This is a genomic window from Lysinibacillus sp. FSL K6-3209 (assembly GCF_037976175.1).
GTDB classification, from domain to species: domain Bacteria; phylum Bacillota; class Bacilli; order Bacillales_A; family Planococcaceae; genus Lysinibacillus; species Lysinibacillus sphaericus_D.
The window spans coordinates 698504-711580 of the sequence record NZ_CP150264.1; the positions used below are offsets into that span (position 1 = coordinate 698504).

Below are 13077 nucleotides of genomic sequence, written 5' to 3' on the forward strand. Positions count from 1 at the left end.
TAAGTAAAAGTCTCTACAACTTGTTGTAGGGGCTTTTTTATTTGCTTGATAGGCGCAGATGGAGAATCGCCATTAAAATCATACCAATCGCCAGTCATAAGGCAGAATCACTAATAAACCAACATTACAAAAAGAAAGGAGCTAGATACATGAAATACAAAGGATGGCTGTTGCCTCCCGCATTACGAGACTTTCATGAGGGACGAATTTGGTTAAAGGAGCATACACCGTTTGCTAAAGATGATATGGAGCAGGCTATTAATAGAAAATACTTTTTTATAATAGAAGGTATTCAAAAAACACCACGATTAAGATGTAATCGTTGCTATAATGACAATCCACATGAATTTACTGAGTATGATTGCTCGAAATGTCTACAACGGTGCGTTTATTGCAGGCATTGCCTGAAGATGGGCAGAGTGAGCAGTTGTACACCATTGCTTATATGGAAAGGACCGAAGGCATGTCGAATCAAGCAGCATCCCCTTCAATGGACAGGGCAATTGACAGCACAACAACAACGAGCAGCCGATGAACTACTAGAAAGTGTAATAGCAGGAAAATCCCATTTATTGAATGCAGTATGTGGAGCTGGTAAGACAGAGTTGCTCTTTCAGTCTGTACATTATGCGTTAGAAAAAGGGTTACGAGTGTGCATTGCCGCACCACGTACAGATGTAGTATTGGAGTTATTCCCGCGCTTTCAAAAAGCTTTTCCACAAACTATTGTCCATGCGTACTATAGTGGAGCGCCAAAGCAACATGGTTATGCACAGCTAATTCTAGCAACGACTCATCAACTGTATCGTTTCGAACGGGCATTTGATGTCATGATTGTTGATGAAGCGGATGCATTTCCTTATGCATATGACGCAACATTAGAAAGAGCAGTGCAAAAAGCTAAAACAAGTGATGCACCAATATACTTTATTACAGCTACACCTTCTCAATCATTAATTAATCAATATAAAAACAGTTATTCTTTTATCCCAAATCGATACCATCACAAGCCATTGCCCGTGCCATATTTTTGTTCGCTATGGGGCTATGAAAAAAATATAAAGCGAGGGAAACTTCCTCGAAAACTCAAAGCATGGACTAAAGAACGACTTGCGAAAAATGAGCCATTTCTTATATTTTTCCCGACAGTAGAACTGCTAAATCTAGCTACACCACTGTTTCAGAGGATACATGCAAATATATTAGCAGTACATGCTAAAGATCCAGAGAGAAAACAAAAAGTACTACAGTTACGCGATGGGAAAATTCCTGGATTACTGACGACAACCATTTTAGAACGAGGTATTACGATAAAAAATGTACAAGTTGCTGTTGTTGGAGCAGAGTCAACAATCTTTACAGCGAGCGCACTTATTCAAATTGCGGGACGTGTAGGAAGGCATGCCTCTTATACGAATGGGGAAGTTGTTTTATTTCATCATGGAGTAACTTTGGCAATGGATGAAGCTCGACAGAAGATTTTAGCTAACAATAAAGAGGGTTCAAACAATGAATAAAATAGATAAGTTTTGTTTATTATGTGCACAGCCATTACACTTTGCACCTTCTTGGCAAACACTTTTATTAAGATGCTTTCCACCATGTATTTGTGAAAAGTGTAAAGCGCAATTTGCACGTTCTACTTCAGCAACGGCACTTTATCAATATAATGATGCAATGAAGGCATTTTTACATCAATATAAATTTCTACAAGATGTTGCACTTGCTAAAGTATTTCGGCAGGAGTTACATGCACACTTTAAACAGGAAAAAGCGATAATTATACCCATTCCTATGCATCCTATGAAGCAAAAAGAACGTACCTTTTCCCATACGGAGGAGCTTCTAAAAGCAGCTAATATCTCCTTTACTCAACTTCTAGAAAAAGTAACAGTAGAAACACAAAGTTCAAAAAATAGAGAGCAGCGTATACAATCAGCGCCGCTTTTTCGTCTAATACCAGAAGCCCAAGTTAAGCGTAAAGATTACCTTCTTTTTGACGATATTAAAACTACAGGGACAACACTACGGCATGCCAAACAAGTTTTACTAGAAGCAGGGGCCCGAAATGTTCGAACCTTCACTTTAATTAATGGATGAAAATGCTAAAACATCATGTATAATAGATTACGAATTTAGGATTCGTACAATTAGATAGTGATCATGGCAAGAGGAGGAAGAAAAGATGGCTGAGGTTCGAAATTGCCCAAAGTGTAATGAATTTTTTAATTATACAGGGGTCAGAGAAGTATGTCATAAATGTGCACAATCTGAAGAGGAATTATATCAAATTGTTTATCGATTTTTACGCAAGCGTGAAAATCGCGCTGCGACAGTAGAACGAATTGTTGAGGCAACTGGTGCTGAAGAAGATTTATTATATAAATGGGTGCGTAAAGGTCGTTTACAGCCTGCAATGTTTCCAAACCTAGGTTATCCATGTGATAACTGCGGCCATTTAACGACAACAGGAAAATTATGTACAAAATGCCAAGATGAATTAAAGGCAGAACTTCGCACATTTGAGGCAGCGAAGGAGTTTCGTGAAAGTGTGGAACAACGTGATAAAGTAACTTATCATGCTGACCGCAAAAAATAATGTTGACATCACGTCAATTTTCGTGAAATGCGCAATAAAGATAAATTTTACACCTTACAAGATGGTTGATAAGCGAAAGTGTGTTAATTTTAAACAAAATTAGCACACTTTTTTATATTTGAAAACTTAACATTGTTGGAGACAATCCGAAATAATAGTAAGATAAGCTTTTAAGATAGGGGGATGAACATGAAAATCACATCTTATGGTGTTAATGCAGTAAATGCCTATAAAAATCAAGTACGCAATGTGAAATCTGATACAAATAAAGCGTCATTTGCTGACAAAATTGAAATTTCAAAAGCCGCTCAGAACATGCAAGGTGTTACTACTTACAGTGCAGAACGTGCAGAGCGTGTGCAACAGTTAAAGGCAGATATTGATTCTGGAGAATATAAGGTCAATGCGCGTAAAGTTGCTGAAGATATGCTGAAATACTATCGTTTCTAGGAAATAACAGAAAGGGTGTTTAGCAAAATGTCTGTAGAGACGATTTGTTCTACATTAACAAAGCTAGAAAAAATGCATAAAAGCTTGCTCGAACTAGCTTATAAAAAAACAGAAATCATAAAAACTGGCGATATGAAAGCACTTGACCAAATGCTCAAGGATGAGCAGGCGCATGTAGCGGCTATCGATAAGCTCGAGCAACAGCGTCAGATACAGGTAACACAATACCTAGGAGCAAAGGGAGTTGCGTCCACTGACAAAATGACTGTCGCTGATGTCATCGAAGCTGCTGAACAAGATGCTGAAAAAGACACACTATCAGCTGTTCGCAATCGACTCATGTCAATTATTAATGATTTACGCAAACAAAATGAACTCAATCAAAAATTAGTATTTCAATCATTGCAATTCGTCAATCTGACATTAGATGCGCTACGTCCGCGTCCTGAGCAAATGAATTATTCGGGGCGTGAAGTGCGCGGTACGAATACAATGGCAAAAAAATCGTACTTCGATTCTCAAGCATAATTTTATTAAAACGTTATTAAAGGGAGGAACAAGAATGCGCTCAACATTTATGGGCTTAGAAACAAGTAGAAGCGGTTTATTTACACAGCAATCAGCTCTCTATACAACAGGTCATAATATTTCGAATGCCAATACACTTGGCTACTCACGTCAACGAGTAAACATGCAAGCTACACCAGGGTTTCCAACAGCAGGTTTAAATACACCAAATTACCCTGGCCATATGGGAACAGGGGTAGAAACTGGTTCCATTCAACGCATTCGCGACGAGTTTATCGATCGACAATTCCGTCAAGAAACGAATAAATTAGGTTACTGGGAATCACGTTCAAATGCTATTTCTCAAATGGAAGATATTATGGATGAACCATCTAAATTTGGTTTGAACGCAGCATTGGAACAGTTTTGGAAAGGTCTACAAGATGTAAGTACAGCTCCAGAAAACGCGGCATCACGTAAAGTGGCAATTGAGCGTGCCAATCACTTAGCTCAATCCTTTAACTATATGGATACGCAACTAAAGACGATTCAAGGCAACATAGGTAACGAAATTAGTGTGTCGACAAATCGCATCAACTCATTACTAAAGCAAATTGCTTCCATTAATAAGCAAGTGCAAGAGGTTGAACCAAATGGTCATGTACCGAATGATTTATATGATGCACGCGATGTGTTAATCGATGAATTAAATAGTTACATCCCAGTTTCAGTTGAACGTGTTCCTTCAGGAGGGCTTGCTTCTAGTGTAGCCGAAGGTAGTGTGACGGTTATTTTTAAGCCATATGGCACAAATACAGAAATTAAATTAGTTAATGGTAAAGATGCTGCGAATATTGAAGTCAACAGTGGTACTACACAAATTGATGGTGCAAATTTAGCGAATCTTTTTACAAACATTAAAGTAAACGGCACAGGTACAACAGATTCAGGAACGATTACATATGACCAGTTAGAGCCTGGCAAAGGTAAATTACTATCTGTAATTGATTCATACGGTTATGAAAGTGCAACAGGTCCTAAAGGCTATTATCCTGAAACGATGGCTAACATTGACAAATTGGCTTCGGAATTTGCCAATGTCTTTAATGCAATGCATAAGCAAGGATTCGATTTCACTGGTGCTCAAAGCACACTCGATTTCTTTGAACCGATTGATAATACAAAACCATTGTCAGCAGGCAATATTAAAGTAAATGATGCGCTTATTAAAGATTCATCGAAATTGGCAGCTTCTACAGGAGCAAATGAAGAAGGGAACGGCAAATGGGCACTTGAACTGTCGAATATCCAGTCAAAGGTTCAAGCGAATTTAGATGGAGCAACATTTAAGTCATTCTATCAAGGTATTATTGGGAAGCTAGGTGTTGATGGAGAAGAAGCAGCACGTTTAAACGGAACTTCTGAAACATTACTTGTGACAATCGGTAATAATCGTGCTGCAATTACTTCCGTATCGCTGGATGAAGAAATGACCAATATGATTACATTCCAACAAGCGTATAACGCCAATGCTCGAATGATTACTGTCGTTGATGAAACATTAGACAAAATTATTAACGGCATGGGTCGTGTAGGAATCTAAACGAATCTAGTTTGACAAAAAGAAAGGAGCTTTTACAAACATGCGCGTAACACAATCTATGTTATCGAATAACATGCTTCTGAACTTAAATAATAACTATGGAAAACTGTCGAAGCTACAAAATCAAATAAACTCAGGCTCTAAAATTACAAGACCATCGGATGACCCTGTTGTAGCAGTAAAAGGTATGGGTTATCGACGTGATTTAGGACAAGTTGAACAATATTCGCGAAATATGAATGAAGTAAATAACTGGCTAGATACATCTGATGAGTCATTAAATCAAGTAGGCGAACAGATGAAGCGAGTACGAGAGCTTGTTATTCAAGCAGCGAACGATACAAATTCAGCTGATGAAAGAGCAAAAATTAAAGCTGAAATTGATCAAATTCGCAACCAAATTCAAGATATTGGTAATACTAAAGTGGGTGATCGTTATATCTTTAGCGGTACAAAGACAGGCCAACCACTATTTTTAAATGGGGCAATTAACACAGCGAACGTCAATACGGAAGATGTGAAAATTGAAGTATATGATGGTATTCAAATGACCGTAAATACTGCTGGCAAAGATTTATTTAAAAGCGTTGATGACATGATGGGAGAAATTTCTGGACTGTTAGATCCAAATAGAATTCCACTCGCTACAGCGGATGAAATAAGTTCAACATTAGGTGGCTTGACTGGCACAAGTACAAATGATGATATTACAATGATGCATAGTAAAATTCTCGAAGCACAAGCCGATGTGGGGGCACGCCAAAATCGTGTAGAATTAATGGAAAATCGCTTATCAATTCGTGAAGTTAGCGTGACAAAGCAATTATCGAATAACGAAGATGTCGATTATGCAAAAGCTATTACAGAAATGGTAACATCAGAATCAATTCATCAGGCATCATTGTCTGTTGGCTCTAAAATTATTCAGCAAACTTTAGTTGATTTTATTAGATAATTTTAATACTAGTTTTCCGCTATAAAATCTAAGCGTTTGAACATTTTGTTCAGACGCTTTTCTTGAAAGGAGAGACATAGATGAAACTCCCACAAATCCAAATCCGTACAACTGACGCACAAATTGATCTTCATATTGCTAAGCCACAGCAATATATTAAACAGCCAAGAGCTACCCAGCATATTGAACAGCCAGCTGCAACACTTGAGATTCATACAACACGCAGTGTATTGAAAATTGATTCGTCTCAAGCAAGACGTGACTTAGGGCTAATTGGACCATTAGAATCAATTGCTAATTACGCACAAAAGGGCAAGCAAGAAGCATTGAAGGGAATGGCACGTAGAGCTAGAGAAGGTCGACAAATGATGGAGAGTGCAGGTAAAGATCAAGGTAGAGCAACCATCCAAAATATCGCCAAACAAAATCATGGACCCCACCGTGTGCAATTTAATATAAAATTTGTGCCTTCAATAGGCTCTGTTAAAATTAACTATACACCAGGCATAACCGACATCAATATCCAACGTAGAGAACCAATAATTGATGCACAAGTGAATAAACCAATCCATGAATACACACCAGGGAAAGTAACTGGTACAATGATACAAAGACCAGATGTTGACATTGATGTCATCATTTAAAGGAGTGCGTGGAAACAATGATAATTACTACAAAATTTTTAGGTGAAGTTGAAATTGATGAGCAAGACATACTTACTTTTAAACAAGGGTTGCTCGGATTAGAAGACTATAAGAAATTTATACTTATACCTATCTCAGAAGAACATCCATTAGTATTGTTGCAATCAGTTGAACATAAAGAAATAGGATTTGTTGTTGCATATCCATTCGCTTTTAAAAAAGACTATAGCTTTGATTTAAGTGAAGAGGATATTGAACAACTACAAATTGAAAATGAACAAGACGTTCTAACTTATGCTGTTGTCACAATGAAGGAAACATTAAAGGATTCTACCATTAATTTACTTGCTCCATTAGTAATTAATTTAAAAGGAAAATGTGGTAAGCAAATAGTTCTGCAAGATAATAAATCCTATCCATTACGTTATCCACTGCAAGCATTGGAAGGAAGTGCTAAATAATGCTAGTACTTTCACGTAAAAAAGATGAATCCATTATGATTGGCGACCAAATTGAAATAAAGATTTTAGCAGTTGAAGGTGAACAAATAAAGTTAGGTATCGTTGCACCTAAAACAGTTAAGGTACATCGTTCTGAAGTTTTTGAAGCCATTCAAGCTCAAAACAAAGAAGCTCTAACTGCTTCATCTAGTTTTTTGGAACAACTAAAGAAAAAATAAAAAACCTTCTATTCTATAAGAAACCCAATCTTATAATTTATTACATAAAAAATAAAAAAACTTTCGTAAAAACTATTAAACATTTCCAACTAGATACGATATATAGATTGTAAGGCGCGGGAAGTACATACATACTACCTAAACCGACAATATTCCACACGGATGTGGGATAACAAAAAACAAACATTCAAGGAGGAATTCCAAATGAGAATTCAACACAACATTTCAGCATTAAACACACACCGTAACTTAGCTTTCAACAACTCTCAATCAGCTAAAAACCTTGAGAAATTATCTTCAGGTTACAAAATCAACCGTGCTGGTGATGACGCTGCTGGTTTAGCAATCTCTGAAAAAATGCGCGCTCAAATCAAAGGTCTTGACATGGCTTCAAAAAACTCTCAAGACTCTATCTCTTTAATCCAAACTGCTGAGGGTGCTCTTAACGAAACACACGCAATTCTACAACGTATGCGTGAATTAGCAGTACAATCTCGTAACGATACAAACGAAAACACTGACCGTGCGTTCTTACAAGATGAAGTTAAACAATTAAAAGACGAAATCGATCGTATTGCTAACACTACAGAGTTCAACGAAAAGAAACTATTAAGCGGTAAATTCTCTGGTGGTACTAACTCTTTAACATTCCAAATTGGTGCTAACGAAGGCCAAACTATGAAATTACAAATTGGAAACATGCAAGTTAAATCTTTATCTACAAGCTTAACAAATGCATCAGTTTCTACTGGTTCTAAAGCAAGTTATGCAATCAACACAATTGATGACGCAATCAAAAAAGTTTCTACTCAACGTTCTGCATTAGGTGCTGTTCAAAACCGTTTAGAGCACACAATCAACAACTTAGGTGCTGCTTCTGAAAACTTAACAGCTGCTGAATCTCGTATTCGTGATACAGATATGGCTGCAGAAATGATGGCGTTCACTAAGAACAATATCTTAACTCAAGCTGCACAATCTATGTTAGCTCAAGCTAACCAACAACCACAAGGCGTTCTTCAATTATTACAATAATTGATACAGTAAACCCGTGTTTCTTTGAAACACGGGTTTTTTTATTTTTGCATTTACTTGAACTTGAGGAGGGGCTGGACATCAAAGTTAGACATTAGAATAAGACTATCATTAGTAAATAGTAACCATTAACGCGCAAGAGTATAGGAGAGTCGAAGTTAGCCTTTGGATATAAAGTAATGATTATTTTTAATATTTTCTTGAGAAAATATAAGTGAATAGAAGAATTAAATTTTTGGAGGCAAGAGTGTAGATAACATTGTTTTTCTTTAAAATTGATTTCTTTTGTCGATATAGTGTATAGAGGTGAAATCCATGATTTTAGAAGATTATAAAGTTGAAACGATTTCTACAAGCTCAGGCTTAGATACTTTAAAAGTTAATGGGTATTTATTACATAGCAAATTTAATCCTTTAAAAGAAAGCGAAAAAATTATAGAAAAAAATTATAAACCAGGATATGTTCATGTGATTTTTGGCTATGGTTTAGGCTATATTGTGCAATCTTTTTTAGAAAAGATGGAAGGCGAAGATAAATTAGTAATTATTGAACCGTTATTTGATGTGCAGCTTGAGCACGATAATGTAATTGTTCTGTCAAATATCCAAAATATAGAGGACTTAAAGCAACCATTATATAGTGCGATTTCAATAGTTGATAAATTCCATATTATTTGTTCACCAAATTATGACAAAGTATTCCCTCAATTTTATAAAGACTTTTTAAAATTACTGAAAGATAATTTAACAGTAGCTAAAGTGAATGAGAATACAATTATGTATTATGGAGAGCAGTGGCAAAAAAATTATATTATGAATTTAGAATATGCAGTACAAGACAGCTCCATTTTAAAATTAAAAGATAAATTTAGTTGTCCTGTTGTCGTTGCTTCTGGTGGACCATCGCTTTCAAAACAATTAGCTACCTTAAAAACATATAGAAAAAATATAGTTTTGATAGCAGCAGGATCTACCATTAATTCTTTAGTCAGTGAGGGAATTGAACCAGATTATGTTATTTCCATTGACGGTGCAGCGATAAACTATGAGCATTATAAAAAAATAACATTTAAAAATACAAGTTTTGTTTATACAATGTCAAGTTTCCCAAAAATAAGAGAATGTTTTGATACCGAATGCTTTTTTGCTCTATCTCCAACAGACCGAACTTTGCAAGAACACTTAAGTAAAATAACTAACCAAGAGTCTATTATTTTGGCAGGAGGAGGCTCCTGTGCCCATTATGCCTTAACGCTAGCATTATATTTAACAAGTGGCCCCATCACCTTAATTGGTCAAGATTTAGCTTATACAAATAATAAAACTCATGCCGACAATAATGTAAGGGTGCAGGAAATTAATAGAGAAGAAATGCTCAATACGGGTGGAATTCTTGTAGATGGATATAATGGTGGCAAAGTATTAACAGATTATCCTTTCCTAGGTATGAAAGAAACTTTTGAACGCATTATCTCTGTGTCTGAGGATAAAGATAGAGTTTTTAATAGTACTGAAGGTGGAGCGAAAATTAAAGGTTTTAGTCAATTATCATTTAAAGAATTTTGTGAAAAGTATTGTAATGAAGTAGTTGCTGTTTCAACATCAATAAAAAAAGAAAATAACGAAGATAAAATACTACTGCTAAAAAAGCAAATACAAGATGAGATAGAAGCATATAAAACGTTAAAAAAATTATTAGAAGCAAATGAAAAACTAATTCTAAAAAATACTTCGAAAATTGCTTTTTCTAAATCAATTTTGAAAAAATTAGATGAAAATGATAATGAATTTGAAGATTTGGCTAAAAAAACAGCCTTAACATTAAGTTTAGATCCTATAAAAATTTCTGTCCTTAAAAACTTTAAGCCGGAAGCTAATGAAAGTGCAGAAGATTCTTATAAGAGAGTCAAACTGCAAAGCCTAACTCTTTATAGAGAAATGAATAAAGCGGTAGATAATATTATTGACTATGCTAATATATTGTTAGAAAAAATAAACCAATAGTGAGGGAAATAAATGAGCAATTTAATTGAAGATATTATTATTAGTTACAATGAATATTTAGATAGAATTCCAAATGGCATAAACCAAATTATTGAAAATTTAAGAGATGATAATATTGGAGATGCACTATCTCTAATATTGGAATTTAGTGAAGGAATACAATGGTTAAGTCAAGTAAATGCTCATTTAATGGCAAATGGCTATGATTCAAATTTAGATGAAAATGTACTAAAGCGCACATATATAGAATTAAATGAAGGCTTAGAAATAAAAGACTTTTTATTAGTGGCAGATTTATTTGAATATGAAATAGGTCCATACTTTGAAAAATTAAATATTATTGAATATCGTAAGTAAGTACGGCGCTATTATAAATTATAAGTCTTGTAAATTAGACATAAATCTTTACAAAAAACGAAATGAAAAAACATAAAAAGGTGTATGGAACATGAAAAGTAAAATCTTAGTGACCGGAGCGGATGGCTTCATAGGCTCGCATTTAACAGAAACATTAGTACGACAAGGTTATGATGTTCGTGCATTTGTTTATTATAATTCTTTTAATTCATGGGGCTGGTTAGATCAGTCTTCGGCCGAAATTAAATCATCATTGGATGTATTTTCAGGAGATATTCGTGATCCTTATGGTGTAAAAGAAGCGATGAAGGGGTGCACGCATGTCCTTAATTTAGCAGCTTTAATTGCAATTCCATATTCCTATCATTCTCCAGCAACTTATGTTGATACAAATGTGACAGGGACTTTAAATGTTGTACAAGCTGCGAAAGAATTAGGTGTAGAAAAGGTAGTTCACACTTCTACAAGTGAAGTATATGGAACAGCGTTGTATGTACCAATTGATGAAGAACATCCATTACAAGGACAATCACCCTATTCTGCTTCAAAAATAGGTGCTGATCAAATGGCTTTGTCATTTTATCGCTCATTTGACACACCTGTATCAATTATTCGTCCGTTTAATACATATGGACCACGCCAATCTGCTCGCGCCGTTATACCGACCATCATCAGTCAGCTAGCAAGTGGCAAAACAAATATTAAGCTTGGAGCTATAAGCCCTACACGCGATTTTAACTATGTAAAGGATACTGTTAACGGTTTTATATCTGTTATGAATGCTACTAGTTCAATTGGTGAAGTCATTAATATCGGATCAAATTATGAGGTTTCTATTGGTGAAACTGCACAAATGATTGCAGATATTATGGGTGTAGATTTAACGATTGAAACGGATGAACAACGTTTACGTCCTGAAAAAAGTGAAGTTGAACGTCTTTGGGCTGAGAACAAAAAGGCAAAGGAACTACTTGGATGGGAACCGCAATTTGGTGGCAAGGAAGGTTTCCGACGAGGTCTTGAAGAAACGATAGAATGGTTTACAAATCCTAAAAATTTATCTCAATATAAGGCAGATGTTTATAATATATGAATAATCAATGGTTGGAATTTGCAGATAATGTAAAGAGGTTTTATGGAAAAGAATTTGTGCCTTTACATGAGCCTACATTTAATGATAAAGAAGTAGAATATGTGACAGATTGTGTCAAAACAGGCTGGGTATCCTCAGTTGGAGCCTATGTAAATCGGTTTGAGGAGGATTTAGCAAAATTTGTCGGTGTTAAACGTGCAGTTGCTGTTGTAAATGGTACAGCTGCGCTACATATTGCATTAAAGGTTGCAGGTGTAAAAGCGGAAGATGAAGTATTAATGCCTTCACTTACATTTATTGCAACAGCTAATGCTGTGTCATATTTAGGTGCAGTTCCCCATTTTATAGATGTTTCCATTAATACATTAGGTGTTGATGCAGATAAATTAAAAATCTACTTAGAACAAATTGGAAAACTACAAAACAATCAGCTTTATAATAGGGAAACAGGAAGACGTATTTCAGCACTTGTACCGATGCATACATTTGGCCATGCAGCAGACATAGAGGGCTTACTTAAAGTATGTGAAATGTATAATTTGACGCTTGTGGAAGATGCAGCAGAGTCGTTAGGTTCATATTATAACGGAAAACATACAGGTAGCTTTGGAAAAGTTAGTGCATTGAGCTTTAACGGCAATAAAATAATGACAACTGGTGGTGGCGGTGCGATTGTGACAGATGACGATGCACTAGCTGATTATGCAAAACATTTAACAACGACTGCTAAAATACCCCATCGTTGGGCATATGAGCACGATGAAATCGGATTTAATTACCGTATGCCGAATATAAACGCAGCGTTAGGCTGTGCGCAATTAGAAAAAATGCCCTTGTTTATCCAACAAAAACGTGAATTAACAAAGAACTATGAGCAATGGTTAACAGGTATAGAGGGTGTCCAATTATTTAAAGAGCCTGCAAATACTAGAAGTAATTATTGGCTACAAACTATTCTACTAGATGAGCAGTTTAATCGTGATGAAGTGTTGGACTTTTTAAATGAGCAAGGTGTAATGAGTCGTCCTATTTGGAATCCAATGCATCACTTAGCAATCTATCAAAACTGTCCAAAATCAGATTTAAGTGTGACAGACCAGTTAAATAGAAGTGTTGTCAATATTCCTAGCACACCAATAAGTGAGGGATAA

At 35.6% G+C, this 13077-nt stretch carries 15 protein-coding genes; all 15 read left to right on the top strand.

Annotated features, from left to right (window positions below):
* Positions 1-149 precede the first annotated feature (149 nt).
* The gene (locus MHH88_RS03300) at positions 150-1517 is read left to right on the top strand and encodes a helicase-related protein (RefSeq protein ID WP_339261576.1); all 1368 of its coding nucleotides are present in this window, start codon (positions 150-152) and stop codon (positions 1515-1517) included.
* On the top strand, positions 1510-2100 hold the full coding sequence (locus tag MHH88_RS03305) for a phosphoribosyltransferase family protein (RefSeq protein WP_069510676.1): 591 nt from the start codon (positions 1510-1512) through the stop codon (positions 2098-2100). The genes MHH88_RS03300 and MHH88_RS03305 overlap by 8 nt, the downstream gene beginning before the upstream one ends.
* Before the next feature lie 85 nt (positions 2101-2185).
* A complete protein-coding gene (locus MHH88_RS03310; protein ID WP_069510674.1) occupies positions 2186-2599 on the top strand; it encodes a TIGR03826 family flagellar region protein in 414 nt (137 codons plus the stop codon).
* 189 nt (positions 2600-2788) lie between these two features.
* Positions 2789-3049, top strand: coding sequence for a flagellar biosynthesis anti-sigma factor FlgM (gene flgM / locus MHH88_RS03315; protein WP_024362470.1), 261 nt, complete (start codon positions 2789-2791; stop codon positions 3047-3049).
* Between the two features lie 27 nt (positions 3050-3076).
* Positions 3077-3577, top strand: coding sequence for a flagellar protein FlgN (locus MHH88_RS03320; RefSeq protein WP_339261577.1), 501 nt, complete (start codon positions 3077-3079; stop codon positions 3575-3577).
* Between the two features lie 34 nt (positions 3578-3611).
* The gene (gene flgK, locus MHH88_RS03325; RefSeq protein ID WP_339261578.1) at positions 3612-5159 is read left to right on the top strand and encodes a flagellar hook-associated protein FlgK; all 1548 of its coding nucleotides are present in this window, start codon (positions 3612-3614) and stop codon (positions 5157-5159) included.
* Positions 5160-5199: 40 nt separating this feature from the next.
* Complete coding sequence (gene flgL / locus MHH88_RS03330) at positions 5200-6114, top strand: flagellar hook-associated protein FlgL (protein ID WP_339261579.1); 915 nt, start codon at positions 5200-5202, stop codon at positions 6112-6114.
* Positions 6115-6194: 80 nt separating this feature from the next.
* The gene (locus MHH88_RS03335; RefSeq protein WP_339261580.1) at positions 6195-6758 is read left to right on the top strand and encodes a DUF6470 family protein; all 564 of its coding nucleotides are present in this window, start codon (positions 6195-6197) and stop codon (positions 6756-6758) included.
* A 17-nt stretch (positions 6759-6775) separates the two neighbouring features.
* The gene (gene fliW / locus MHH88_RS03340) at positions 6776-7219 is read left to right on the top strand and encodes a flagellar assembly protein FliW (RefSeq protein WP_069510664.1); all 444 of its coding nucleotides are present in this window, start codon (positions 6776-6778) and stop codon (positions 7217-7219) included.
* On the top strand, positions 7219-7437 hold the full coding sequence (gene csrA / locus MHH88_RS03345) for a carbon storage regulator CsrA (RefSeq protein WP_069510662.1): 219 nt from the start codon (positions 7219-7221) through the stop codon (positions 7435-7437). Before fliW ends, csrA begins: the two co-directional genes overlap by 1 nt.
* Before the next feature lie 204 nt (positions 7438-7641).
* Entirely contained in the window at positions 7642-8472 is an 831-nt protein-coding gene (locus MHH88_RS03350; RefSeq protein ID WP_069510660.1) for a flagellin, read from the top strand.
* Between the two features lie 315 nt (positions 8473-8787).
* On the top strand, positions 8788-10476 hold the full coding sequence (locus MHH88_RS03355) for a 6-hydroxymethylpterin diphosphokinase MptE-like protein (RefSeq protein ID WP_339261581.1): 1689 nt from the start codon (positions 8788-8790) through the stop codon (positions 10474-10476).
* Between the two features lie 12 nt (positions 10477-10488).
* Positions 10489-10833 (top strand): hypothetical protein, encoded by a 345-nt coding sequence (locus MHH88_RS03360; RefSeq protein WP_069510656.1) that lies wholly within the window; start codon positions 10489-10491, stop codon positions 10831-10833.
* 91 nt (positions 10834-10924) lie between these two features.
* Entirely contained in the window at positions 10925-11926 is a 1002-nt protein-coding gene (locus tag MHH88_RS03365) for an NAD-dependent 4,6-dehydratase LegB (RefSeq protein ID WP_069510654.1), read from the top strand.
* On the top strand, positions 11923-13077 hold the full coding sequence (locus MHH88_RS03370; RefSeq protein WP_339261582.1) for a LegC family aminotransferase: 1155 nt from the start codon (positions 11923-11925) through the stop codon (positions 13075-13077). The genes MHH88_RS03365 and MHH88_RS03370 overlap by 4 nt, the downstream gene beginning before the upstream one ends.